Source organism: Psychromonas aquatilis (genome assembly GCF_038155185.1).
GTDB lineage: Bacteria > Pseudomonadota > Gammaproteobacteria > Enterobacterales > Psychromonadaceae > Psychromonas > Psychromonas aquatilis.
Genome location: NZ_JBAKAZ010000046.1, coordinates 1 through 26,575, shown reverse-complemented (window position 1 = coordinate 26,575; position 26,575 = coordinate 1). Strand labels below are relative to the sequence as shown.

At 37.7% G+C, this 26,575-nt stretch carries 28 protein-coding genes; 11 read left to right on the top strand and 17 right to left on the bottom strand.

Going from position 1 to position 26,575, the window contains the following annotated elements; all coding sequences use genetic code 11:
* Positions 1-561 precede the first annotated feature (561 nt).
* Positions 562-768 (bottom strand): transcription antiterminator/RNA stability regulator CspE, encoded by a 207-nt coding sequence (cspE, locus tag V6256_RS11615; protein WP_019613006.1) that lies wholly within the window; start codon positions 766-768, stop codon positions 562-564.
* A 457-nt stretch (positions 769-1,225) separates the two neighbouring features.
* Here cspE and V6256_RS11610 point away from each other — a divergent pair, with 457 nt between their 5' ends.
* Positions 1,226-1,675 (top strand): YaiI/YqxD family protein, encoded by a 450-nt coding sequence (locus V6256_RS11610; RefSeq protein WP_341598378.1) that lies wholly within the window; start codon positions 1,226-1,228, stop codon positions 1,673-1,675.
* Between the two features lie 32 nt (positions 1,676-1,707).
* Here V6256_RS11610 and nqrM read toward each other — a convergent pair whose 3' ends face one another.
* The 9 genes from nqrM to V6256_RS11565 form a co-directional block, all read right to left on the bottom strand.
* Positions 1,708-1,932, bottom strand: coding sequence for a (Na+)-NQR maturation NqrM (nqrM, locus tag V6256_RS11605; protein ID WP_341598377.1), 225 nt, complete (start codon positions 1,930-1,932; stop codon positions 1,708-1,710).
* Positions 1,932-2,963, bottom strand: coding sequence for an FAD:protein FMN transferase (locus V6256_RS11600; protein WP_341598376.1), 1,032 nt, complete (start codon positions 2,961-2,963; stop codon positions 1,932-1,934). Before V6256_RS11600 ends, nqrM begins: the two co-directional genes overlap by 1 nt.
* 5 nt (positions 2,964-2,968) lie before the next feature.
* Positions 2,969-4,192, bottom strand: a complete 1,224-nt coding sequence (gene nqrF / locus V6256_RS11595; protein ID WP_341598375.1) for an NADH:ubiquinone reductase (Na(+)-transporting) subunit F — start codon at positions 4,190-4,192, stop codon at positions 2,969-2,971.
* A gap of 66 nt (positions 4,193-4,258) precedes the next feature.
* Positions 4,259-4,867, bottom strand: coding sequence for an NADH:ubiquinone reductase (Na(+)-transporting) subunit E (gene nqrE / locus V6256_RS11590; RefSeq protein ID WP_341598374.1), 609 nt, complete (start codon positions 4,865-4,867; stop codon positions 4,259-4,261).
* Positions 4,868-4,872: 5 nt separating this feature from the next.
* A complete protein-coding gene (locus V6256_RS11585) occupies positions 4,873-5,505 on the bottom strand; it encodes an NADH:ubiquinone reductase (Na(+)-transporting) subunit D (RefSeq protein ID WP_341598373.1) in 633 nt (210 codons plus the stop codon).
* Positions 5,498-6,277, bottom strand: a complete 780-nt coding sequence (locus tag V6256_RS11580; protein WP_341598372.1) for a Na(+)-translocating NADH-quinone reductase subunit C — start codon at positions 6,275-6,277, stop codon at positions 5,498-5,500. Before V6256_RS11580 ends, V6256_RS11585 begins: the two co-directional genes overlap by 8 nt.
* The gene (locus V6256_RS11575; RefSeq protein WP_341598371.1) at positions 6,270-7,475 is read right to left on the bottom strand and encodes an NADH:ubiquinone reductase (Na(+)-transporting) subunit B; all 1,206 of its coding nucleotides are present in this window, start codon (positions 7,473-7,475) and stop codon (positions 6,270-6,272) included. The genes V6256_RS11580 and V6256_RS11575 overlap by 8 nt, the downstream gene beginning before the upstream one ends.
* Before the next feature lie 2 nt (positions 7,476-7,477).
* Positions 7,478-8,818, bottom strand: a complete 1,341-nt coding sequence (locus V6256_RS11570; protein WP_341598370.1) for a Na(+)-translocating NADH-quinone reductase subunit A — start codon at positions 8,816-8,818, stop codon at positions 7,478-7,480.
* Positions 8,819-9,068: 250 nt separating this feature from the next.
* Complete coding sequence (locus V6256_RS11565) at positions 9,069-9,380, bottom strand: BolA family protein (protein ID WP_341598369.1); 312 nt, start codon at positions 9,378-9,380, stop codon at positions 9,069-9,071.
* Positions 9,381-9,588: 208 nt separating this feature from the next.
* Here V6256_RS11565 and V6256_RS11560 point away from each other — a divergent pair, with 208 nt between their 5' ends.
* Together V6256_RS11560 and infA are read left to right on the top strand one after the other, a co-directional pair.
* Positions 9,589-10,305 (top strand): arginyltransferase, encoded by a 717-nt coding sequence (locus V6256_RS11560; RefSeq protein ID WP_341598368.1) that lies wholly within the window; start codon positions 9,589-9,591, stop codon positions 10,303-10,305.
* A 110-nt stretch (positions 10,306-10,415) separates the two neighbouring features.
* A complete protein-coding gene (gene infA / locus V6256_RS11555) occupies positions 10,416-10,634 on the top strand; it encodes a translation initiation factor IF-1 (RefSeq protein WP_007419779.1) in 219 nt (72 codons plus the stop codon).
* A 92-nt stretch (positions 10,635-10,726) separates the two neighbouring features.
* Here infA and clpA read toward each other — a convergent pair whose 3' ends face one another.
* The 5 genes from clpA to nrdD form a co-directional block, all read right to left on the bottom strand.
* Positions 10,727-12,985: an ATP-dependent Clp protease ATP-binding subunit ClpA gene (gene clpA, locus V6256_RS11550; RefSeq protein WP_341598367.1), complete on the bottom strand. Its 2,259-nt coding sequence runs from the start codon at positions 12,983-12,985 to the stop codon at positions 10,727-10,729.
* Positions 12,986-13,023: 38 nt separating this feature from the next.
* On the bottom strand, positions 13,024-13,350 hold the full coding sequence (gene clpS / locus V6256_RS11545; RefSeq protein WP_341598366.1) for an ATP-dependent Clp protease adapter ClpS: 327 nt from the start codon (positions 13,348-13,350) through the stop codon (positions 13,024-13,026).
* A gap of 240 nt (positions 13,351-13,590) precedes the next feature.
* Complete coding sequence (locus tag V6256_RS11540; protein ID WP_341598365.1) at positions 13,591-14,148, bottom strand: DUF6942 family protein; 558 nt, start codon at positions 14,146-14,148, stop codon at positions 13,591-13,593.
* A gap of 56 nt (positions 14,149-14,204) precedes the next feature.
* Positions 14,205-14,669 carry an anaerobic ribonucleoside-triphosphate reductase-activating protein gene (gene nrdG / locus V6256_RS11535; protein WP_341598364.1) on the bottom strand — a complete coding sequence of 155 codons (465 nt, stop codon included), beginning with the start codon at positions 14,667-14,669 and terminating at the stop codon, positions 14,205-14,207.
* A 10-nt stretch (positions 14,670-14,679) separates the two neighbouring features.
* Positions 14,680-16,812, bottom strand: a complete 2,133-nt coding sequence (nrdD, locus tag V6256_RS11530; RefSeq protein ID WP_341598363.1) for an anaerobic ribonucleoside-triphosphate reductase — start codon at positions 16,810-16,812, stop codon at positions 14,680-14,682.
* 341 nt (positions 16,813-17,153) lie between these two features.
* On the opposite strand from nrdD, the gene rsxA reads away from it, so the two are divergent.
* The 8 genes from rsxA (at position 17,154) to V6256_RS11490 (ending at position 24,649) form a co-directional block, all read left to right on the top strand.
* Positions 17,154-17,732 carry an electron transport complex subunit RsxA gene (rsxA, locus tag V6256_RS11525; RefSeq protein ID WP_341598362.1) on the top strand — a complete coding sequence of 193 codons (579 nt, stop codon included), beginning with the start codon at positions 17,154-17,156 and terminating at the stop codon, positions 17,730-17,732.
* 2 nt (positions 17,733-17,734) lie between these two features.
* A complete protein-coding gene (rsxB, locus tag V6256_RS11520; RefSeq protein ID WP_341598380.1) occupies positions 17,735-18,313 on the top strand; it encodes an electron transport complex subunit RsxB in 579 nt (192 codons plus the stop codon).
* Position 18,314: 1 nt separating this feature from the next.
* Positions 18,315-20,777 (top strand): electron transport complex subunit RsxC, encoded by a 2,463-nt coding sequence (rsxC, locus tag V6256_RS11515; protein WP_341598361.1) that lies wholly within the window; start codon positions 18,315-18,317, stop codon positions 20,775-20,777.
* A gap of 6 nt (positions 20,778-20,783) precedes the next feature.
* The gene (gene rsxD / locus V6256_RS11510) at positions 20,784-21,839 is read left to right on the top strand and encodes an electron transport complex subunit RsxD (RefSeq protein WP_341598360.1); all 1,056 of its coding nucleotides are present in this window, start codon (positions 20,784-20,786) and stop codon (positions 21,837-21,839) included.
* Positions 21,836-22,471, top strand: a complete 636-nt coding sequence (gene rsxG / locus V6256_RS11505; RefSeq protein ID WP_341598359.1) for an electron transport complex subunit RsxG — start codon at positions 21,836-21,838, stop codon at positions 22,469-22,471. Before rsxD ends, rsxG begins: the two co-directional genes overlap by 4 nt.
* Positions 22,472-22,566: 95 nt before the next feature.
* A complete protein-coding gene (locus tag V6256_RS11500) occupies positions 22,567-23,202 on the top strand; it encodes an electron transport complex subunit E (protein WP_341598379.1) in 636 nt (211 codons plus the stop codon).
* Complete coding sequence (gene nth / locus V6256_RS11495; protein ID WP_341598358.1) at positions 23,199-23,834, top strand: endonuclease III; 636 nt, start codon at positions 23,199-23,201, stop codon at positions 23,832-23,834. The genes V6256_RS11500 and nth overlap by 4 nt, the downstream gene beginning before the upstream one ends.
* A gap of 209 nt (positions 23,835-24,043) precedes the next feature.
* The gene (locus V6256_RS11490) at positions 24,044-24,649 is read left to right on the top strand and encodes a DUF3157 family protein (protein ID WP_341598357.1); all 606 of its coding nucleotides are present in this window, start codon (positions 24,044-24,046) and stop codon (positions 24,647-24,649) included.
* A 150-nt stretch (positions 24,650-24,799) separates the two neighbouring features.
* On the opposite strand, the gene V6256_RS11485 is transcribed toward V6256_RS11490, so the two are convergent.
* Together V6256_RS11485 and nadA are read right to left on the bottom strand one after the other, a co-directional pair.
* Positions 24,800-25,300, bottom strand: coding sequence for a YehS family protein (locus V6256_RS11485; protein ID WP_341598356.1), 501 nt, complete (start codon positions 25,298-25,300; stop codon positions 24,800-24,802).
* Positions 25,301-25,361: 61 nt separating this feature from the next.
* Complete coding sequence (nadA, locus tag V6256_RS11480; protein WP_341598355.1) at positions 25,362-26,420, bottom strand: quinolinate synthase NadA; 1,059 nt, start codon at positions 26,418-26,420, stop codon at positions 25,362-25,364.
* Between the last annotated feature and the right edge of the window lie 155 nt (positions 26,421-26,575).

Sequence of the window (26,575 nt, the reverse complement as noted above, 5' to 3'; positions counted from 1 at the left end):
AGAAAAATCGTGATTCATATCATCTCCTTTGAATATGAACATTAGATCACATCTTCAACGGAATTGGTATAAAATGCAACAAGATAAAAAGACGAAGTGCTTTGTTTTATTCATGCACATACAAGGGAGGCTGAAGCCACCGCCCCAAAGTCAAAGTGAAAGCAAGGTTCCTGAAAGTGAGTAGAACTAGCGTTAATAAATTGGTGAGTATCTATCTAAGCGAAGGACTCGAGGGGTGAAAAGCATGTGCTTTAGGGATTGGATGAAACTGTTCGGTTACTTTTACAAATTGGTATAAGACCATACACAATGTCAAACACAACTTCTTATTATGATTAGGGTTTCTACATATTAAATAATGGTTTACAAAGTGAGACATTAATAAAAGAGAATATAAACCGCTTTAAAATTATTACTAAAAAAGAAATTTTAAATGTAGATTATTATGATGGGGAAAATAAGATAATAAGAAGTATGTTTGTTACAGGCATAAAAAAAGGTAAGTCATAACCCACCTTTTTTTCAATCAGAATGAGCACTTAAGTGCTCATCGAAGCAATATTAAAGAGCTACGATGTTTTCTGCTTGAGGACCTTTTTGACCTTGAGTTACAGTGAACTGTACTTTTTGGCCTTCAGCAAGAGTTTTAAAACCAGTGCTTGCGATAGCAGAGAAATGTGCGAAAACGTCAGGACCGTTTTCTTGCTCGATGAAACCAAAACCTTTAGATTCGTTGAACCATTTAACTGTACCAGTAGTAGTAGACATGTGTATATCCTAATAAAATTGTGTAATTTGACCTTAAAAATTAAGGCAGTTGGCTAGAAGTGTTGCTATTACTTATGATGTATAGGATTCGGTACATTAATACGGAACAAAAAACATAAATATAAAACGAACTTTCAAGCTAAAAATTATTATATATAGGTTTAATTGTGTGTCAATAGCTATTTTACAAAAACATAAAAAAAAAGTCGCTTTTGCATCTCAATAGAGTCATTACTGTATTTAAAATCCTTGAATATAAATGATTGAAAACCTAAATGACTATAGATATCAATAGATTAACTAACCTTCCATCAATACTAGACCTTCACCCAGCTCTTTGTAGTATTTTCAAAATTTTATTTTAATTAAGTCGCGCTCTATTAAACTCAAAATTTGTTATTAGTTATTAATACAACAAATAATTTGCTATATTCTCGATTTAAAAAATGAGGTTATTATGACAATTTGGATCGATGCAGATGCATGCCCAGTACCGGTAAGAGAAATGGTGCTGAGAGCGAGTACAAGAACACAAACACCACTTGTTTTTGTTGCAAACTCACCTTTACCAGTAAAACGCAGTGCGCTAGTGAAAACGGTACAAGTTTCACAAGGGTTTGATGTTGCGGATAATTACATCAGCCAACACGTAGCAATAAATGACTTAGTTATTACTCAGGATATCCCCCTTGCGGCAGAATTAGTAGAGAAAGGTATTGTCGCGCTAAATCCACGTGGTGAGTTATATACGCAAGATAATGTAAAGCAGCGTTTAGCAATGCGTAATTTAGCAGAGGAGTTAAGAAGTGTTGGTCAGATTAGCGGTGGGCCAAGTAAGTTTTCAGACCGTGATAAACAAAACTTTGCAAATACTTTAGATCGTTGGCTACAAAAAGCTAAAAGATAGATTTACCTATCTTTTAGCTTACAAAAAAGAAATTAGATTATTCTTGTTTCTGCTTGTAGTTTCTTCATGCGTGCTTCTTCAGCTTCTTTCTTTTTACGGTTGTCGCAAGGATCTGGACAATCGCATTCTTTGTCTATCCCTACAGATGCTAAACCGCCACAACTACCGCCAATGGTTTTTTGATTAACGATATAACCAATCGCCATCGCAACAATAACAAGTAAGAAAACAACAAACGTAGCAATAAAATAAATCATTATTTCTCCTTTACCAGAAATTTCTCAAACTCAGGTGTATAAGTTTCAATAAACTTATCCCCTTCTTTGCTGATTAAAAAAACAGGCTGTTTGAGCTTTGTTGCAAATTCTAACCCATTTTTAGGACCTAATACAGTTATTGCTGTCGCTAAGCCATCTGCGACCATACTACTTTTATCAATAACGGTAACCGATACCAACTTATGATGGATAGGTCGACCTGTACTTGGGTCTATCGTATGTGAATAACGAATGCCGTCAAATTCAAAGTAATTACGGTAATCACCTGATGTCGCAATCGCGTTATCACTAACATGTAACAGACGCTGTACATTTTGTCCTAAACCAGGACGCTCTATAGCGATTGTCCAGGGTACATCATCAAGTTTAGTACCATGGGCACTTAGCTCTCCACCGATATCAACAAGGTAATTTGTAATCCCTTGCTCGGATAAAAACTCAGCGATCGCATCCACACCATAACCTTTGGCAATAGAGGATAAATCAACATATAAATTAGGTTTGCTTTTCACTAATTTATTGCCCTCAACAGAGAGGTATTGACTACCAATTTCTTGCTGTGTCTTTTCAATCAACGCTGCACTTGGTACTTTATTTGGTTTCTTGTCAGGACCAAATCCCCACAAATTCACCAAAGGCCCAACAGTAACGTCAAAAGCGCCATCACTTTGCTTGTATATCTCAAGTGCTTTACTAACAACTTTGATTGTTGCATCTGAAACGACTAATTCCTTCTCACTTTTGTTAAAAAGCGATAGCTCAGATTGAGGACGATAAGTCGACATTTGATCATTAACCAACTCTAGTTGTTCGTCTATTTTCGCTTGCAGTTGTTTAGTCAGTAGTTTGTTATCAGAAACTTGTTCAGCTGAAAGTACATAAGAGACTTGATAATAAGTTCCCATTGTACTGCCTTTAATTTGTAATAATTGCGGCTCAGGTTTTGAACAAGACGAAATAAAAAAGGCTAGCCCTATTAAGGCTAGCCATTTAATTGATGAACTAATCATCGGGGTTAACCACCGAAATCATCAAGTAAGATGTTTTCGTCTTCGACGCCTAAATCTTTAAGCATCGCGATAACAGCTGCATTCATCACTGGAGGACCACACATGTAGAACTCACAATCTTCTGGTGCTTCATGATCTTTCAGGTAGTTTTCATATAATACGTTATGAATGAACCCTGTGTAACCATCCCAATCATCTTCAGGTTGTGGATCACTTAAAGCGACATGCCACTCAAAGTTATCATTTTCATCTGCGATTTCATCAAAATCTTCTACGTAGAACATTTCACGTTTAGAGCGCGCACCGTACCAGAAACTAGCTTTACGCTTAGTTTTCAAACGACGGAACTGATCGAAGATATGTGAACGCATTGGCGCCATACCAGCACCACCACCAACAAAGACCATCTCATTTTCAGTCTCTTTCGCAAAGAACTCACCAAATGGTCCAGAAATCGTCACTTTATCACCTTCTTTTAGGCTAAAGATAAACGATGACATTTTACCACAAGGTAATGATAGATCACGTGGAGGCGGCGTAGCGATACGCACGTTTAACATGATGATACCTTCTTCACCTGGGTAGTTAGCCATTGAATAAGCACGAATCGTCTCATCTTCAACTTTTGACTCTAAATCAAAGAATTTAAAGTGTTCCCAGTCTCCACGGTACTGCTCTTCAACGTCAAAGTCTTTATATTTAACGTGATGTGCAGGCGCTTGAATTTGGATATAACCACCGGCTCTAAATGGAACAGATTCACCATCAGGAATTTGTAATTTAAGCTCTTTAATGAAAGTTGCTTTGTTATCATTTGAGATAACAGTACATTCCCATTTTTTAACACCAAAAATTTCTTCTGGTAATTCGATATCCATGTCTTCTTTAACATTAACTTGACATGATAAGCGCTCGCCATCTTTTGCTTCACGTTTAGTAATGTGGTCAAGCTCTGTAGGTAGGATATCACCACCACCTGATTTAATTTTTACACGACATTGGCCACAAGTACCACCGCCGCCACAAGCAGAAGATACGAATACACCAGCATTTGCTAATGCACCTAGTAACTTACCACCCGCCTGGGTTTTGATGCTTTTATCAGCATCATCATTAATAGAAATTGTAATATCACCTGTGCTTACAAGTTTTGCTTTTGCCGATAAAATAATAACGACTAGAGCTAAAACGATAATTGTAAACATGGCAACGCCGAGAAAGATTTCCATCGACTTTTTCCTTGTTTTGGGAGGGAATAAATTCCCTCGAATTCATCTAAGCTAAAACAGCAACGATTATAGTTGGATACCAGAGAATGACATGAAACCTAATGCCATTAATCCAGCAGTAACAAATGTAATACCTAAACCACGTAAACCATCCGGCACGTCAGAGTATTTCATTTTTTCACGGATACCTGCTAATGCAACAATTGCAAGTGTCCAACCAACACCACTACCGATACCATATACCGCTGATTCTAGTAAGTTATACTCACGTTGAACCATAAATGATACACCACCAAAAATGGCACAGTTAACGGTAATAAGTGGTAGGAAGATCCCAAGAGCTTGATACAAAGAAGGGAAATACTTATCTAAAATCATTTCCAAAATTTGTACTAAAGCTGCGATAACACCGATGAAAGTGATGAATCCTAAGAAGCTTAAATCAGCTTCAGGGAATCCAGCCCATTCAAGTGCGCCTGGTGCTAATAAGTTAAAGTAGATAACTTGGTTCACAGGTACTGAAATACCTAGTACAACAATTACCGCTACCCCTAAACCTATTGATGTTTTAACTTTCTTAGATACAGCAAGAAAAGTACACATGCCTAAGAAGAAAGCCAGTGCCATATTTTCCATGAAAATAGAACGCACAAATAAACTAATATAATGTTCCATTCAAATTACTCCTTTGGCTCAACTTGTTCTGGTTTAATTGTTCTAATAGCCCAGATAATGCCACCTATGATAAAGAAAGCACTAGGAGGTAATAACAATAAACCATTACTTTGATACCATCCGCCATTTGAAATTAATGGCAAGATTTCAAATCCAAATAAAGCACCAGATCCGAATAATTCACGGAAACCACCAACTAAAACAAGAATTAAGCCGTAACCTAAACCATTACCCACACCATCCATGAAACTTGTGATTGGTGGATTTTTCATAGCAAACGCTTCTGCACGTCCCATTACAATACAGTTTGTAATGATCAGACCAACATAAACAGACAACTGCGTAGACAAACCGTACGCATATGCTCTTAACACTTGGTCAACAACAATTACTAACGAAGCAATAATTGCCATCTGTACAATAATACGCACACTATTAGGAATGTAATTACGAATTAATGAGATAAAAAAGTTTGAAAATGCCGTAACGAATAATACCGCTAATGTCATTACTACAGCTGTTTGCAATGTAGCTGTAACAGCTAACGCAGAACAAACACCTAAGATTTGCAATGCAATAGGGTTATTACTTACGACCGGTGAAGTTAATACTTCTTTCATTTCGCTTGATTTAGCCATTGTTTAGCGCTCCTTCACGAACTTTGCTAAGAAATGGACCAAACCCTTGCTCACCTAACCAAAAAGTAAAGGTATGCTCAACACCAACACTTGTTAGTGTTGCGCCAGATAGCCCATCAATTTTATGCTTAGAATCAGCAGGTGCTTGACCTTTAACGATTTCAATTGCAGGGTTACCGTCAGCATCGTATAACTCTTTACCGACAAACAATCCACTCCAACGAGGGTTTTGAACTTCACCACCTAGTCCAGGTGTTTCACCTTGCTCGTAGTAAGTAATTGCCTCGATAGTATTGCCATCAGGTTGAACTGCAACAAATGCATACATCGTTGACCATAAACCAGCACCGTGTACTGGTAAAATGATACGCTGTAAAACACCACTATCATCAGATACTAAATAAACCGTTGCTAAATTTGCACGACGTCCGATTTTAGCGATATTTTCATCCGCTGCTAGTTTAATACTAGTTTCCGGATCTTTAGCCGCTTTACGTTGGTCATAAGTTGCTGCATCAGGTGTTGAAACAAACTCACCTGTCGCTAAATCAACTAATTTAGTTTCGATGTTAGAAGAAAAAATTTCTGGTATTGTTTTATCAGTTGTTAAACCTGCAACGTCAAGAATTTTATTTTGCTTATCGATTGCTTTATTAGCGATTTGCAGTGGACGAAGTCCAACTGCGGCACCTGCTACAATAATTGAACATACTAGACAAACTGCTAGTACGATAATCATCGTTTTGCCGAATGTTTCCTTTTGACTAGACATTACGTGCTAACCTCCGTTTGATATTGCCTTGTACTACGAAGTAATCGAATAACGGTGCAAATAAGTTAGCGAATAAAATAGCTAACATCATACCTTCAGGGAAGGCCGGATTTACAACACGAATCAATACCACCATCAGACCAATCAATGCACCATATATCCATTTACCTTTATTAGTAAATGAAGCTGATACTGGGTCAGTTGCCATAAAGATCATACCAAAAGCAAAACCACCCATTACTAAGTGCCAATACCAAGGTAATTGGAACATGTGGTTTGTATCACTACCGATAACATTAAATAATAAAGAGGTTGCTATCATCCCGATCATTACACCAGCAATGATACGCCATGATGCGATACCGGTAATCACAATAAATGCACCACCGATTAAAATAGCTAACGTAGATACTTCACCAATACTACCTTGCATATTACCAATGAAGGCATCCATCCAAGTTAGGTTTGATTGTACTGCTTCTAAACCACCTTGAGACATAACACTTAATGATGTTGCGCCAGAGAAACCGTCAACAGCAGTCCAAACCGCATCACCTGAAATATCAGTCGGGTATGCAAAGAATAAGAAAGCACGACCAGCTAATGCCGGGTTTAAGAAGTTACGTCCTGTACCACCAAAGATCTCTTTAGCAACAACCACACCAAAAGTAATACCTAAAGCAACTTGCCACAGAGGGATAGTCGCAGGAACAATTAATGCGAATAGTACAGAAGAAACGAAGAAACCTTCATTTACTTCGTGTTTACGTACACTTGCAAATAGTACTTCCCAGAAACCACCGACAACAAAAGTCACCGCGTAGATTGGTAAGAAGTATGCAGCACCAAATAAGAAGTTATCAAATAGACCAGCACCAGAGCCCATGGTCACACCGAACATATTTAATAAAGCTAAACGCCAATCTTCTAATGCAGAGTAACCCGCTACAATTGCTTCATTAGCTTGCACACCAGTGTTGTACATACCGTAAAACATTGCAGGGAAAGTTGCTAACCATACAAAAATCATCATACGTTTAAGGTCAATTCCATCACGAACGTGAGTAATGCCTTTGGTCACATAACCAGGAGTATAGAAAAATGTCGCAGCAGCTTCATACAGGGCATACCATTTTTCATAACGGCCCCCTGCTTCAAAATGCGGCTCCATTTTTTCAATTAAGTTCTTAAGACTCATTATTAGCCTTCCTTCTCAATTTTACTTAAACATGAGCGTAAGATTGAACCGTATTCATATTTGCCTGGGCAAGCATAAGTACATAATGCTAAATCTTCTTCATCCAACTCTAAACAGCCTAACGTTTGCGCGCCATCTGTATCACCCACGATCAAGTCGCGTAATAACACTGTTGGTAGAATGTCTAATGGCATAACACGTTCGTATTGACCAATTGGCACCATTGCACGATTACTACCACCAGTTGTTGTAGTAAAGGCAAATTTCTTCGCACGGTTTAACGCAGACAAAAAGACACGCGATACAGAGTGTTTATTTAAACCAGGTGCGCCCCAGCCAAATAACTCTTTGTTATAACCTTCAAGCAATGCTGAAACTTGGTTATGGTAACGACCTAAGTAAGCATGAGGGCCAACTGCAGTTACACCACATAAAACAGAACCAGAAATAACACGTACTTGGCCGTCTACTAATTCACCTTTGGTTAATTCAGTAGTTGAAGCACCAAGAGTAGTACGTACTAATCTAGGTTTAGTTGTCGCAGGTCCCGCTAAAGAGATCACTTTTTCGTTATATAATTCACCTGTAGTGAATAGTTTTCCGAATGCGATAACATCTTGATAGTTAATTGACCAAACTTGTTTCGTTGCAGAAACAGGATCAATAAAGTGGATGTGTGTACCAGCTAGACCTGCAGGATGAACACCTGTGAAGATTTTTTCTTCAACACTTGCTACATCAGAAGTTGCGATTTTAGCTTGATCTTTACAAACATAAACCTTGCCTTCAGTTAGCTGTGATAAGACAGCTAGACCATCGCTGAAAGCTTGGCTATTGTCATTAATAATCACCGCTGCATCTGCTGCCAAAGGATTAGTATCCATTGCAGTAACAAAGATAGAAGCAGGCATAGCATCAATAGCAGGTACTTTACTGAATGGACGAGTGCGTAATGCAGTCCATGCACCAGATGCAACTAAGTTATCTACAACTTTGCTTCGCTCAAGGCTTGCTAATTGCTTACTTTCATACTTAGCAAATTCAACACTATCATTGCCTTGTACTGTGATAACTACAGATTGCAATACACGCTGTGCACCACGATTAATTTCTTTAACTATACCAGCTGCTGGTGCGGTAAAAAGTACTCCCTGATTTTTCTTATCAGAAAAAAGAGTTTGCCCTTTTTTAACTGTGTCGCCGACTTTAACAGCCATTGACGGTCGCATTCCAACGTATTCTTCACCCAGTATAGCAACTTCAGAAATGGCTGGGCCATTTTGAATGACTTGCTCTGGCGCTCCTGAGATTGGGAGGTCCAGTCCTTTTTTTATAGTAATCATATTCTCTTGCACTATGTTACGGGAGGGAAGTTAAATGCCTTTCGGCAATAAAACACTACACATAATAAATAGATTTTAACAATTTATTAACATGTACACTAAAAAATTCTCTTAAATATTAACATTAGAGAGGGGTTAATTGCTATATCAAATAAAAAAGCTTCTTGTAAAAAGTTCAAGTTTAATACAAAAAAAATAAAAAAATTCATTATTAATATTTGTATTATTTATGCTTTCTATTATTACTTTTTTACTTACCACCACCTAAACACTGTGCTGAATTAGGAGATGTTTGATTTTTTTCTACCCATTGCTGCGGCGTATATGTGTGCATCGCTAAAGCATGTACAGGACCAGCAAGTTCATCTGCTAGCACCTCATTAACTAAACGATGACGTTGAATTAAACGTAATCCATCGAATTCATCACATACCAAAGTCACTTTAAAGTGAGTTTCTGAATTTGCCGGCACAGAATGATTATGACTTTCGTTTTCAACCAGTAAAAATTCTGCTTGGAAACGATTGGCCAATTTATCTTGGATCGTTTGTTGAACAACCATAAAACCTCTCATCAAGTAAGTTTTGATAACACCATGTTATTTTTTAATAAGAATGATGCTCGCCTAATTTTTTAGTCGCGCTACATTACTATTAAAAAATGCTAACTAAGTTAAATACTCAGTCTATTTTTACAGCGCGCTACCATAACAAAACAAGCGATTTTAGGATACACTCATTTTATTATTCTTTTATCGCTGAAGGTATTTTTTGTCTAACTTATCTGAACTTAAAGTTGGTTTAACAGGACGTTTTCCTTGTTCTTATCTCGAAAATGAAGAAGAGCAATTGATCATGCTGATGGACCCAGAAAATAATTCGCAAAAAAACTACGCTGCATTAATTGAAATCGGCTTTAGGCGTAGTGGTGAACAAGTTTACAGACCACACTGTCCAACCTGTGAGGGTTGTGAATCACTTCGGATTAACAGTGAGCGCTTTGTTTTATCAAAGAGCCAGAAGCGCTTATTGAATAAAAATAAACATTTCACCATAGTTCAAAGCAACAAAGTCAAAGAAACCTATTACCCATTATATGAACGTTACATCAATCAAATTTATCGTGACGGTGTTATGTACCCCGCCTCACTAGAACAATTTGAATCTTTTATTCGTTGCTCATGGGTAAATATTATCTTCCTAGAAGTATACGATGGCGAAAAGTTAATTTCAGTCAGCGTGACAGATCAGCTACTCAGTGAAACAGCACAATCTTGGAGTGCCTTTTATTGCTTTTACGATCCTGATTATCAAGCTCATTCACTGGGGAAATACGCGGTATTACAACAACTTCAATTGGCAAAGAAATATAATATTAACTATTTATATTTAGGGTATTACATTCAAAACTGTCAAAAAATGAATTATAAAAATCAATTTAATCCGCACCAACGCTTTATAAAACAGCAGTGGATTGATTTTGATTAGCTATTTAGTGTAATTAATAACCAACAATCCTTTACCACTTCCAATAATTCTGGCATTATGCGCCGATTGAAATTAGCTAAACTTAATATATTACAAAGGATTCACCGCCAATGGCAAAAGAAGACAGTATTGAAATGCAAGGCACTATCTTAGATACGCTGCCTAATACAATGTTCCGTGTAGAGTTAGAAAACGGACATGTTGTTACTGCACATATCTCAGGTAAAATGCGTAAAAACTACATCCGTATCCTAACGGGTGATAAAGTAACAGTTCAGCTTACCCCTTACGACTTATCAAAAGGCCGTATTGTTTTCCGTGCTCGTTAATATTATCGGAAATAAAAGCTTGGCTTTACTAGTCATAAAAAAACCAGCAAATATGCTGGTTTTTTTATGACTAAATATAAGTAAACACTAGATTAACTAACTTCTAATTTTTTCTCATAATTAAACTCGATAGCATCCCCTAGTTTATTTAGTTTAACTAAGACACTTCCCCCATCTTGCAATTTTCCAAATAAAATTTCATTGGCTAATGGTTTTTTAAGCTTATCTTGAATCAGGCGACCCATTGGTCGAGCCCCCATCGCTTTATCATAACCATTTTCAGCAAGCCAAACTTTTGCATCGTTATCCACTTCAAGTGAAACCTGTTTTTTATCCAACTGTACCTGTAGTTGAACAATAAACTTATCAACCACTTGAGTAATAACTTGAGGATCTAAGTGATTAAACCAAATAATATTATCTAGACGGTTTCTAAACTCAGGCGTAAAGATTTGGTTAATTTCTTCCATCGCCTTGAGGTCTTCTTTTTGTTCTTTAAAGCCAATACTTTGCTTAACTGTTTCACGAACACCGGCATTGGTTGTCATCACTAAAATGACATTTCTAAAGTCAACTTTACGACCGTTACTATCGGTTAATGTGGCATGATCCATTACTTGCAGCAAGATGTTATAAACATCGCTATGGGCTTTTTCTATCTCATCTAATAACACCACCGAATATGGGTGTTTAACCACTGCATCGGTCAACAAACCTGCTTGCTCATACCCCACATAACCTGGAGGCGCACCAATTAAACGCGAAACGGTGTGTTTTTCCATATACTCAGACATATCAAATCGCAATAATTCGACGCCCAATGCTTTAGCAAGTTGTTGTGTGACTTCTGTTTTACCAACCCCAGTCGGGCCAGCAAATAAAAATGACCCAACCGGTTTCGCTTCATCAGATAAACCAGAACGATTTAAATGAATCGCATCGGTTAATGCATCAATGGCAGAGTCTTGACCAAACACAGTCATTTTTAAGCGTTTATGTAATTTCGATAACGCATCTTTATCTGAACTAGACACTGATTTTTGAGGGATTCTTGCTATTTTTGCAATAATTGATTCTATATCCGAAACGCCAATTGTTTTTTTACGTTTACTAACAGGTAATAAACGCATTTGTGAACCAGCTTCATCAATAACATCGATCGCTTTATCAGGTAATTGACGATCGTTAATGTATTTAGCACTTAGTTCAGCGGCAGCAATTAACGCTTTATTGGTGTAGCGAATATTATGATGCTCTTCATAACGAGAGCGTAGCCCTAACAAAATTTGACCTGTTTCTTTAATCGATGGTTCGAGCACATCGATTTTCTGAAAGCGACGTGCTAAAGCATGTTCTTTTTCAAAGATTTGCCCAAATTCTTTATAAGTGGTTGAACCGATACAACGTAACTGTCCGCCAGTCAGTAAGGGTTTTAAGAGATTAGCTGCATCTAACTGCCCACCTGTAGCCGCACCAGCACCAATAATGGTATGAATCTCATCAATAAACAGCACCGCATTTTTCTGCTCTTGTAACTGCTTCAGCACATCTTTGAATCGTTGCTCAAATTCACCTCGATATTTTGTTCCGGCAAGTAATGCCCCCATATCTAATGAGTAAATAATATTGTCTTCGATAACGGCAGGAACATTATTGTGGACAATTTGATAAGCCAAACCTTCTGCAATCGCCGTTTTACCCACACCGGACTCACCAACTAGTAGAGGATTATTTTTACGTCGACGACACAGTATTTGAACACAGCGCTCTAATTCTTTTTCTCGACCAATAAGCGGATCGATGATCCCTTCAATCACTTTTTCATTAAGGTTAATAGTGAATGGCAATTCATTTTTCTTTTCTTCAGGCGCCTCTACTTCTTCCTGTTCTTGCTCTTGAAATATCACAGTATCAGTATGTTTCTCGACGCCATGAGAGAGGAAATTAACCACATCTAAACGAGATAGATTAGATTTTTTTAGGAAATAAACAGCTTGAGATTCTTGCTCACTAAAAATAGCCACCAGCACATTTGCGGCAGTTACTTCTGTTTTTCCTGATGATTGGACATGAAAAATAGCACGCTGCAATACGCGCTCAAAAGCAATGGTAGGCTGAACTTCTAGCTTCTCATTTTTAATTTCAGAAAAGCTTGGGTTGGAGTCTAAAAATTCACTCAATTCAATATGCAGTGAAACAATATCGACAGAGCATGCAAGTAGAATTTTTTTTATCTCTTTATTTTCTAATAAAGACAATAATAAATGCTCTAATGTCATAAACTCATGGCATTTCTCGTAGGCAATACGAAATGCTAAATCAAGACTATGTTCTAAAGGTTTATCTAGCATGGAGACTCCTTATATTAAGAGCAGAAAATAATTAGCTATTAACTCTCTTTTTCCATCGTACATTTTAGAGGATGTTCATTTTCTTTCGCATATTTAATAACTTGCATTACTTTAGTTTCTGCGACTTCCGCTGTAAATGTACCGCAAACTCCTACACCTTTGTAGTGCACATTTAACATTATTTCTGTCGCGGCTTCTCCGTCTAACCTGAAAAAGCGCTGTAAAACGTCAATAACAAAATCCATTGGTGAGTAATCATCATTATGTAATAACACATTGTACAAAGACGGTGGTATTAATTTTGTTTCTTGAGACTCTATTGTGGCAGACTCATTTCCCGTTTGTGGTGAATTATCTTTACTCATTTTTAAATTTTTTCTTCATGTTAAAGTTATTGAAATAGATGCTCTTATTAATATAGATTGTTTACTCAAGAGTAAAGCTTAACTTTCTCTTGTGCAATCAACAAAATAAAAAAACACCAGAAAATAAACCCCAAAACGCATAACAATAAATTATCTTCTTTTAATTTATCTATGCACTAAGTCTACACTAAGTTCTTATTATAGAGAGCGCCACCAGCTCCTAATCAGGGTATTGCTAAGTTAACCAGTAGCTCTAAATTGACGTAAAAGGCTAGCTAAATAATCAATTTTAATATTGGATAGTTGGCGATAATCAAAGTAAGGACAAATAATTATTTTTTGTTTAGTATCAATAGCAAACTCTTCATTTAGCCATAAAAGCTGAGCTGCTAATTGCCCTTCATTAAGTAATTTTTTGGCATAAGTCCTGCCACAAATAATATGAATTACATTGTTGTCAGAAGAACTAATTAACTCGGGCGGACTAAAAAGTAATGCGGTTTGGCTATTACTCTGTAATAGATATTGATCGCGATATTGCTGCCAAGAAGGAGCAAAAGAAGAAAAATTAAAATAATTCGAATCTAAGGCATATAATAATTTAGCATAAACATTAAAAACTTTACGCCAACCGTTACCACATACTTGGCCAATACGACTTATCTCACCTGTTTTAAGTGCTACAACCTCATTTAGCTGCTGATATTCATCCATCGGAGGCTGGTTTTCTATATAGACAGCGAATGAAAACTCACTATCACCTATGCCACGTTTACCTATTAATAACTGCTCTATCACATTCCTATTTCCATTTCCATTTCCATTTCCGCCGCACAGTACACTCAATAAAATCTTTATTTAAAGTGGTAGATCACCTGATTTTTACTACCTCGCCATTTAAGGTTTAAGTCAGCATGGTTTAATTCAAATTTACCATCAATAAACACATCTACCAAATCAATAATACGCTGTTGCTCGGTATTCAATTCATTTAATGTATATCCAGACCAAAGCCAAATATCTTTACCAACACACTCTTTTTTAACCCGTTTAATTAACCTTAAAACAGTGTTTATGTTATTAGGGTGTAATGGGTCTCCCCCGGTTAAACTTAAACCTTGTTTTTTCACTCTAGGATCTTGAAGATCTTCAATAATTTGATCCGCTACAGCATCAGTAAATGGACTCCCCGCAGTAACAGACCAGGTAGACTGGTTATAACACCCTTTACATTGGTGTATACAACCAGATACAAATAAAGTGCAGCGTGTTCCTTCGCCATTTAATACATCAATAGGATAATAATTTGAATAATACATTGGCTGCTCGTTAAGCGTGGCATGATACAAAATGCTTTACTCTATTTTTAACTTCCTGTTGTTTACCTTTGTTAAATGGTCTTGCGTCTGGGTTACCTAAGTACCCACAAATACGCCGTGTAACTGAAACAGTTTCAGGATTTGAATTACCACAACTAGGACATACAAACCCCTTACTGGTCGCATTAAACTCTCCATTAAAGTGACACTCATAACACTCATCAATAGGCGTGTTGGTGCCATAATATGGAACTTTGTGGTAACTATAATCCCATACATCTTCCAATGCTTTGAGGTTATGTTGCATATTGGGGTATTCGCAATAACAGATGAATCCACCATTACTTATCTCAGGGTATGGCATTTCAAAATCCAACTTATCATAAGGATTAGCCGCTTTACCGACATCTAAATGAAAAGAGTTCGTATAATATCCCTTATCAGTAACTCCTTTGACCACGCCAAATTTTTGTACATCCAACCGGCAAAAGCGGTCGCATAGGTTTTCAGAAGGTGTTGCATATAAACTAAATGCATAACCCAGCTCTTTAGACCACATTTCCGTTGCATGCTTTAATGTTGTAAGGATACTAATCGATTTTTGTTTCTTCGTTTCATTATTAATTATATGTTCTTCTATGCCATACAGTGCATTCATTGTTTCATGTAATCCAATATAACCTAAAGAGATTGTCGCTCTACCTCCCTTGAAAATATCAGCCACATAATCATCAGCACCTAGACGAACACCACACGCCCCCTCCATATATAAAATAGGAGCAACACTGGCTTTAACCTCATTAAACCTAGCAATACGAGTTTGTAATGCTCTTTTTGCTAGCGCTAGCCTTTCTGTCAGTAATTCCTCAAAACGAGATAAATCCCCTTTGGCCTGTAGAGCTATTCTTGGTAGATTAATACTAACTACTCCTAAATTATTTCGCCCATCATGTAACAAATGCCCCTCTTCTTGATAAGCACTTAAAAAACTTCGACATCCCATCGGCGCTTTAAATGATCCCGTCACTTCAACGACTTTGTCAAAATTTAAGATATCAGGATACATACGTTTTGCCGCACACTCTAAGGCAAGCTGCTTAATGTCATAGTTACAATCTTGTTTTTTTCTATTAACGCCTTCTTTAATAGTAAAGATAAGCTTAGGAAAAATAGCCGTTTTAGCATGTTTACCTAATCCCGCTATACGGTTTTTTAGAATAGATATTTGTATAAGACGCGATTGCCAATCCACGCCTAAACCAAACCCTAAAGTAACAAAAGGTGTTTGACCATTAGCTGTGTGCAATGTATTTATTTCATATTCTAAAGATTGAAAAGCGTTATAACACTCTGTTTCTGTTTGCGCCATTGCATAGGCATGAGCATCGCTTACTTTCCATTTTTGGGCTAAATTTAGATGCTTTTCAAAACTTTTTGTTACATAAGGGGCGAGCACTGTATCTATCTCATTAATCGTAGTGCCGCCATAAATATGACTAGCAACTTGAGCGATGATCTGTGCTGTTACAGCGGTTGCAGTAGAGATTGATTTTGGCGATTCAATTTCTGCATTACCCATTTTAAAACCTATTTTCAGCATATTATTAATATCGATAAGCATGCAATTAAACATAGGAAAAAAAGGTGCATAATCGAGATCATGGTAATGAATATCACCACTATGATGGCTTTGTACAATATCCTGCGGTAATAAATTAGATACTGCATAATCCTTCGCTACAATACCAGCGAGTAAATCACGTTGTGTGGGGATTACTTTCCCATCTTTATTAGCATTTTCGTTTAATAAAGATGCATTAGTCTGCTCAATTAAACCATTTATTTCATGATTTAATGGTGTATTTCGTGCACGAGCATGATCTCTATCTTGACGATATGCAGTATAAGTTGATGCTAACTCAAACAAGCCATGCTTAACCAAAGTCATTTCAACAAGGTTCTGGATATCATTTACCTCGACTTTACTTTGCCCTTTTAGTTTATCAAAAACACACGCAACCATTGCATTGATATCAATATCTTGTAATTGAATCGCTTTCGCTGCTTTCAGCAGTACGTTATTAATTTTTTGTAAGTCGAAGCTAACTTCCCTACCATCTCGCTTTATAACAATCAAGCTCACCTGTCACCTCAAACACTATATATAGAATAAAAACATACTAACAAACACCATATATAGTCCTCTTGATGTGAATCAATATATTTCAAAGCGATCTAAATTGGTGATAAGTATTTCTTTCACCTTCAACTTAAACATCAAGAATGATAAATTTTCCGTTTCTTTTTATTGATAAAAATAAAGAAAATATTCGATAAATCACTATCACTTCAAGTATAAATAAAGCAAAAAACCTAGCTGGAAAATTGATACGATTTTTACGCTGAACTTATCCGCATTTATTGATACAATAACGCTCTTTTTTTAGTGTGAAATCACCTACTCTAGTAGTGGAATTATTATTTATGAGCGAATACTTTTTACTCTTTTTTGGCACGGTACTGGTTAACAACTTTGTGCTTGTTAAATTTTTAGGCCTCTGCCCATTTATGGGGGTCTCAAATAAAATAGAAACTGCGGTTGGTATGTCACTTGCAACTACTTTTGTATTGACGCTAACAGCTGCATTATCGTACTTAGTTAACCAATACTTATTAGAGCCACTTGGATTAAATTACCTACAAACATTGAGCTTTATTTTAGTGATTGCCGTTGTAGTGCAATTCACCGAAATGGTGATGCATAAAACAAGCCCTACTTTATATCGTTTACTCGGTATATTTTTACCGCTAATCACCACAAACTGTGCCATTTTAGGTCTCGCTTTATTAAACCTAACCGAGCAACATAATTTCACACAATCTGTAATATACGGTTTAGGCGCGGGTGTTGGTTTCTCTTTGGTACTGGTTTTGTTCTCTTCTATTCGCGAACGCTTAAGTGCTTCAGACGTCCCCTTACCTTTTAAAGGCGCTTCGATCGCAATGATCACTGCAGGCTTAATGTCCTTAGCATTCATGGGTTTCACTGGGTTAATTAAATGAACATGAATATTCTTATTAGCATTATTATTGCGATCGCTACGCTGGGTATTTTAGGGCTTATTTTTGGCTCTTTATTAGGTTATTCGTCCATTAGGTTCAAAGTAAAAGAAGATCCTATCGTTGAAGAGTTAGACGCCATGTTACCGCAGACACAATGTGGTCAGTGTGGTTACCCAGGTTGTAAGCCGTACGCCAAAGCAATCGCCGATGGTGATGATATTAATAAGTGTCCTCCCGGCGGTGAAGCAGTGATGTTACAACTGGCAGACCGAATGGGTATAGAGCCGAAACAGTTAGAGGGTGAAGAAAAACCAAAACTAATTGCATTTATTCGAGAAGATGAATGTATTGGTTGTACTAAATGTATTCAAGCCTGCCCAGTCGATGCAATCTTAGGCGCCACACGCCAAATGCATACGGTGATCACCGATGAATGTACTGGTTGTGAGTTATGCGTAGCACCGTGTCCAACGGACTGTATTGATATGTTACCTATACAAATAACACAACAAAACTGGCAATGGAATTTACAAACGATTCCAACAAAAACAATCCCAACTGAAAGCAATGATGAGTCGTAACATGAACCAGCCAAGTTATTTATTAAGTGATGAGAAATTAGATCAGATCAGGGCCGGGAAAATGTGGGATTTTCACGGCGGAGTGCATCCACAACAAAATAAACAGCAAAGTAACCAAACGCCAATTGTTGACGCCGGCATTCCTGAAGAACTTGTGATCGCAGTAGAGCAAAAAGGACATATACCAGAATTACTGGTGAAAGTCGGTGATAGTGTTTTAAAGGGACAAGCATTAACGAAAGTATATGGAGCACTGGTTGTTCAACATGCAACAAGCTCAGGTGAAGTTGTTGCAATAGAACCTAGAACAGATTGCCACCCTTCTGGTCTCCCAATTCTATCTGTTGTGATCAAAACAGATGGTTTGGATAAGGCTCTTCCTTTCCAAGGTTTTTCCGATTACCAGCAGGAAACACCTGCTACCTTGATCAATGCAGTACAAGAAGCAGGTATTGTAGGATTGGGCGGTGCAGGTTTTGCTACACACTTAAAATTAGCACACAGTGAGAACCGCTTATTAATTATTAATGCAATAGAATGTGAACCGTACATAACAGCTGATGATCGTCTGACACAAGAATATGCAGATGAAATCATTCAAGGCACACAAATATTGCAACATATTTTACGTCCAGAGTTAACTATCTTTGCTATCGAAGATAATAAACCAGAGGCCATTGAAGCATTCAAAATCGCGTTAGCAAAATTACCGGCAGCAGAGCAAGATAAATTATTAATAAGAGTTATTCCAACGCGTTATCCATCAGGCAGTGCAAAACAATTAATTGAAATTTTAACTGGCGAGCAAACACCCGTTGGAAAACACTCCTCTGAACTTGGCATAATTATGAGTAATGTGGGAACTGTGTTTGCTGTAAAAGAAGCAATCATTGATGGTATGCCACTACTTTCTCGTATTGTCACCATTACGGGGGAAGCCTTTGCTCGTAAAGGCAATGCAAATGTTCGCATCGGTACCCCAATACAGCATTTATTAGATACTTATTGGTTAAATCCATTGCAACAACAAAAGCTTATTGTTGGTGGGCCAATGATGGGGTTCACTGTCAACGATACCAGCATGCCTGTCACTAAAATTTGTAACTGTTTATTAGCGCCAACTATCAAGGAATCTCCTGAACCAGAAACCGAGATGAATTGTATTCGTTGCAGTGAGTGTGCAGAAGCCTGCCCTGTGGAGTTATTACCACAGCAATTATTATGGTATTCACAAAGTGAAGATCACAAAAAACTTGAAGAGTATGATTTATCAGCCTGTATTGAGTGTGGAGCATGTGCTTTTGTTTGTCCAAGCCACATTCCATTGGTCGAATATTATAGAGTATCAAAAGCACAAATCAGAACAGCTAAGGATGAAGCTAAAAAAGCAGCCATTGCACGCCAACGCCATGAAGATAGAGAGTTACGTTTAGAAAGAGAGAAACAACAGCGCCAATTAAAACATAAATTAGCTGCCGAAAAGCGTAAACAACAAATGCAAGACAAAAATAATGGTGAAGATTTAGTAGCAGAAGCCTTAGCACGTGCCAAAGCGAAGAAACAAGCTAATAGCGAAACATCAGAACAAACAACTAACAAGCCGACAGCAGCAAATAGCCAAGTTGCAGCTGCAATTGCAAGAGCAAAAGCCAAAAAACTCGCTGCAGCAAAAGAACAACCAGATGCTGAGCAACCTGCAACTGAAACCGATCCGAGAAAAGCGGCTGTAGCAGCTGCCGTGGCAAGAGCAAAGGCCAAAAAACTCGCAGCGGCAAAAGAACAGCCAGATGCTGAGCAACCTGCAACTGAGACCGATCCGAGAAAAGCGGCTGTAGCAGCTGCCGTGGCAAGAGCAAAGGCGAAAAAACTCACAGCGGCAAAAGAACAGCAAGATACTGAGCAACCTGCAACTGAAACCGACCCGAGAAAAGCGGCCGTAGCAGCTGCCGTGGCAAGAGCAAAAGCTAAGAAGCTCGCTGCTTCAAAAGAACAATCAGATGTAGAGCAACCTACAACTGAAGCCGATCCGAAAAAAGCGGCCGTAGCAGCTGCCGTGGCAAAAGCAAAGGCGAAAAAACTCGCAGCTACAAAAGAGCAGCAAGATGCAGAGCAACCTACAACTGCAGCGGATCCGAAAAAAGCAGCCGTAGCTGCTGCCGTAGCAAAAGCAAAAGCTAAGAAACTCGCTACAGCAAAAGAGCAGCAAGATGCAGAGCCACCTGCAACTGAAAGCGATCCCAAAAAAGCAGCTATAGCAGCGGCCGTGGCAAAAGCAAAAGCCAAGAAACTCGCGGCTGCAAAAGAAAGTAAAGAGGCTGAGCAAACCTCAATTCAGGGTGTTCCAGAAAAACAGCGAGTAAATAATGTAAACCCAGAAGAAATTGCTAAAAGTGATGATAAAAAAGCAAAAATAGCGGCAGCCATTGCCAAAGCAAAAGCCAAAAAACAGGCAGAGAAGGAATAATAATTCATGGCATTTTTTAACTCTACATCGCCCTATCAACGCACCAAGCGCCGCACACCACAAATAATGCAAATGGTTCTATTTGCTTTATTACCAGGCATTGTCATTCACAGTTACCTGTTTGGCATGGCAATTTACGTACAAGTACTATTGGCAATTGTTACTGCGCTCATTTCAGAAGCTGCGTTTTTGAAGATTCGAAAGCGCCCTGTGATGGCCAGCTTAAAAGATTACAGTGCTGCTGTAACAGGAATTTTACTAGCGATATCAATTCCAACATTAGCACCTTGGTGGGTTATTGTCATTGGTACGGCATTCTCCATTATTATAGTGAAGCACCTTTACGGCGGACTTGGACAAAATATCTTTAACCCGGCAATGGCCGGTTATGTCGTATTATTAATTTCATTTCCAGTGCAGATGACGGCTTGGTTACCGGTTCAGTCTATGCAAGCATTTACTTTATCTATCAACGATATAATCCATTTAATTTTTACAGGGTTTAGCGTCGATGGCTATAGCGTCACACAAGTCAAAACATCGATAGATGGGGTCACTTTAGCAACGCCTTTAGAAACAATACGTAATGCACTTCATACTGGCAGCACTATTTCAGAAACATTAAAAACGTCTCTGTTCAGCTTTGACTCATTACAAGGAAGCCAGTGGGTTAATGCAGCATTTCTGCTCGGGGGGATATTTTTATTAATCAAACAAGTAATTCATTGGTATATCCCTGTCAGTTTTTTAGTCGGTATAGCCATTATCTCCCTTGCTTTCTTTATGGTAGATGCAGAGATTTACTCATCTCCGATTTATCACCTGTTTTCAGGTGCGACAATGCTTGGTGCATTCTTCATATTAACGGATCCTGTGACTGCAAGTACCACCGTAAAAGGGCGTATTATTTATGGATTAATCTGTGCGCTAATCGTTGTCATCATCAGAAACGTTGGTGGTTATCCAGATGCAGTAGCATTTGCAGTATTGTTAGCAAACATGTGTGTTCCATTAATTGACTATTACAGTAAACCGAACATATATGGGAGGAAACGTAAATGATGTTACCTACAATTAGCCGTAATGCTTTATTGCTAGCGATATTCTCTGTGGTTTGTACCGGTGCAATCGCTTTAATCAATGTATTAACTCAACCTCTTATTTTAGAGCAACAACAAATTGCCTTACAAAATAATATAAATGAGTTGATTAAAGAAAATGAGTACGACAATAAGATAATTGAAAGCTGCTTTATGGTAACCGACCCAATGTTATTAGGTGATAAAGAACCTAAGCAAGTATTTATTGCCACCAAAGAAAACCAACCAGTTGCAGCGTTAATTCAAACCAATACCTTTAAAGGTTATTCAGGTGAAATTAAATTACTGGTGGGTATATATGAGAATGGTAGCGTAGCTGGCGTACGAATTAATAGCCACACAGAAACACCAGGGTTAGGCGATAAAATACAAACCAACAAATCTGACTGGATCTACTCTTTCGATGGAAAAGAATATACAGAAGAAACAAAATCACAATGGGCAGTGAAGAAAGATGGCGGTACTTTTGACGCCTTTACTGGTGCAACAATCACCCCTAGAGCAGTCGTCGATGCAGTAAAAGACACACTATTATTTTTTCAAAAAAATAAAGAAACGCTATTTAATACGGCTTCTACCTGTGGAGGTAAATAATGGCTTCAGAAATAAAAAACACCACAAAAGATGCGGATATGAATGAGAGTATTGCAGAACAAGCTGTCACAGCAGACTCAACACCAGAAGAAAGTATGTATAAAACGTTAACTTTACAAGGGCTTTGGAAAAACAACCCAGGCATTGTACAGCTATTGGGTTTATGCCCTTTATTAGCAGTAACCAATACATTAACAAACGCCTTAGGGTTAGGGATAGCAACGCTCTTTGTTGTAGTGTCTTCAAACATTTTGATTTCTTTGATTAGACACCACGTTCCTAAAGCGATTCGTATTCCTGTATTTGTAATGATTATTGCATCTCTAGTAAGTTGTATTCAATTATTGATGAATGCTTATACTTATCAGCTATATTTGTCCTTAGGTATTTTTATTCCTCTGATAGTAACCAACTGTATGATCATCGGTCGAGCAGAAGCCTTTGCTTCAAAGAACGACGTTAAACATTCAGCTTTTGATGGTTTAATGATGGGGTTAGGTTTTGCCGCTGTGTTAATTATTTTAGGTGCAGCACGAGAAATATTAGCACAAGGTACCTTATTTGATGGTATTGATACATTATTAGGTAGTTGGGCAAGCTTTATGACCATCACCCTATATAAGCCTGATACCAGCTTTTTATTAGCTGCATTACCCCCTGGTGCTTTTATACTGATGGGATTAATCATTGCATTTAAAAACTTCATTGATAATAAGATCACAAGCAAATGAATAATATTAAACGAAAAGAAATATTAGTAAGGTTAAGAGATAATAACCCTCACCCAGAGACAGAATTAAACTTCAGCTCTCCCTTTGAGTTATTAGTCGCAGTGACGCTCTCTGCCCAAGCAACTGATGTGAGTGTCAACAAAGCCACTGATAAGTTATTTCCAGTTGCTAATACACCAGAAGCTATTTATGCATTAGGTGTAGATGGCTTAAAAAACTATATTAGAACCATTGGCTTATATAACAGCAAAGCTGAGAATGTAATTAAAGCATGTAAAATGCTAATCGATTTACATAACAGTGAAGTACCACAGGACAGAGACGCGCTTGTCGCCTTACCAGGTGTTGGCAGAAAAACAGCCAATGTTGTACTCAATACAGCCTTTGGTTGGCCGACAATTGCCGTTGATACACATATTTTCCGTGTTTCTAATCGTACTAAGCTAGCGATCGGGAAAAATGTCGATGAAGTCGAAAAGAAACTTCTAAAGGTAGTACCAGCAGAATTTAAAGTCGATGTGCACCATTGGTTAATTTTACATGGACGTTATACCTGTATTGCTAGAAAACCACGTTGTGGATCATGTTTAATAGAAGACCTATGTGAGTTTAAAGACAAAACGAGTTATTAACACTACCGTAAATGCTCGACCATTTTACTCGTTTATCCCCTAAATGAGTAAAATGGAATCAAACATATTTTGTAATACAGCCTTAATTAATAACTTAATACATCAGCTTAACGCAATGCCTTACTTTCCCCATCTACTAACAAATTTTTTGATTAGGCAAGTTATCCTGTATGCTTAAGATCTAATCCAAATGACCAGAGTTTAAATTCATGCAATCTCACTACCTGCAATCTGCCTTACTAATATTATTTAGCTCCATTACTTTTACTGTAAACGCCGCTAGCATTGCTACCGTTACTTTAGATAATGGGGCGACAGTTTTATTGCATGATGATAATACTTGGGAATATATCGCTATTAATAGCAAAACGGCAAACTCAGTAACCAATAAACAGACTTCAGCAGTGGCAACTTCAACCGTACTTACAACGACCGACCCAACACAAGTAAAAAGTAACAAGTCATCATTAATACAAGCAGGTTTATTAAATACTGCAGTTAAAAACGATGTAAAAGTCACCTTTAACGATGCGATTTGGAAAGACCAATCACTTGGTCTAACCTTTACCTTATCTAGTAAGAATCCTGATGGCGTGGTGATAGTTAAGGCGAACGTTACTTTTTATGATAATCAGACTAACCAAATAGCTGAAAAGACGCTTAATGTATGGCAAGCAAGCTACAGACTACCAGAGACCTATTTACGCAAAGGTGATAGCCGAGATAGTCGAGTAATATGGGTGGAAGGTATTAACAAAACTCAGTGGACAAATAACCTATTAAGTTTGAAAATAATTGAAGTGGAAACACGTTAATAAGCTTTATCTAAAAGCTTCAGTATCCAATCAACACATATTGGCTTTGTTCCCAGACGATAAAAAGTAGCAGTCACTAAATGAAAAATATAAAAAAGCCGAGTTATGAACTCGGCTTTTCATTAAGAATTAGCAACTAACTATGTAGGTTTATTCAGCCTCAACCGCATCAGTACTTGGCTTAGTACCACGAAATTGGACTGTAATACCATCAATGAAGCGACGTAATAACTGGTCACCACAAGGTTTGTAATTACGATGGTCAGACTTTCTAAATAACGCCGATAATTCACCTTTAGAAACAGGGAAGTTAGCTAATTTAAGCGCATTTAACATATCTTCATCTTTAAAATTTAAAGCAATACGTAATTTACGTAAAATATCATTATTAGAAAGTACTGCTTTAGCCGGTAAAATAACAGGAACAGCACCTTCTTTACGACCACGCTTCTCATAAATTAAACCATCAAGAAACAGAGATAAAACGCTATCACGACAGAAAACAAAACCTTCTGCATCTTCTTTAGCCATTATGCTATGTAAGAAATCAACGCTCATTTCATTATCCACAGAAGCAAAAATTGCTAGCATTTTAGTATCGTTTAGTTGTAGTGCAAAACGAACTCGACGTAGTACATCATTAGTAATCATATAATCTCAATTAGTTGAGTGATAGTCAGCTCATTATGCAATGGCTAACAATAAAACGCGCTTACGCGTTACCTTTAACTTTTAACTGTTGCTCAGCGGCAAAGTCTAACATTCTATCTAAAGAAACAAGCGCTCCTTTAGCGACCTCTTCATCAACATGTACTTCATGGCCAGAAGCATCATTTAATGAGTTGTATATCGCTTTTAAGCCATTCATTGCCATCCAAGGACAGTGTGCACAGCTTTTACATGTTGCGCCATTACCTGCAGTGGGTGCCGCCATCATTTCTTTATCTGGACATGCTTGTTGCATCTTATAGAAGATACCCGTATCCGTTGCCACGATAAGCTTTTTATTAGGTAAAGTTTGAGCTGCTTTGATTAATTGGCTCGTTGAACCTACTGCATCAGCTAATTTAACTACGCTTTCAGGCGACTCTGGATGAACTAATATCGCTGCATCCGGATAGATTGCTTTCATATCTCTTAACGCACTAGCTTTAAACTCATCATGCACAATACAGTCACCTTGCCACATAATCATGTCTGCTTTAGTTTTGCGCTCAATGTAGCTACCTAAATGGCGATCTGGGCCCCATATTATTTTTTTACCTTCACTATCTAAGTGTTCAACAATCTCTAACGCAATACTTGATGTCACAACCCAATCTGCTCTTGCTTTAACAGCAGCAGAAGTATTTGCATAAACAACCACTGCTCTATCAGGATGCTGGTCACAAAATGCAGAGAACTCATCAACAGGACAACCAACATCTAATGAACAAGTAGCAGTCAACTCAGGCATTAATACCGTTTTATGTGGCGTTAAAATTTTTGCAGTTTCACCCATAAAGCGAACGCCAGCAATAATCAGCGTTTTTGCTTTATGATCTCGACCAAAGCGCGCCATTTCTAAAGAATCGGCTACATAACCACCCGTTTCTTCAGCTAAAGCTTGAATTTCTGGATCCGTATAATAATGAGCAACGAGTACCGCATCCTTCTCTACAAGTAATGCTTTTATTTTAGCTTTATAATCGATTTGCTCTTGTATAGATAATTTTACAGGTTTAGGTGGAAACGGATAATCCGATCCAACAAGCGGCGATAATGTGCTCATTATTAACTCTTAGATATGGAAAAATGGTTGCAAATTATAGCAACTTCAAGAGAAATTGTAATAAGTTATTTTATAAATGAGATTTTAATTAGTATTTAAGAAGTGGTGGGCCGTGAAGGATTTGAACCTTCGACAAATGGATTAAAAGTCCACTG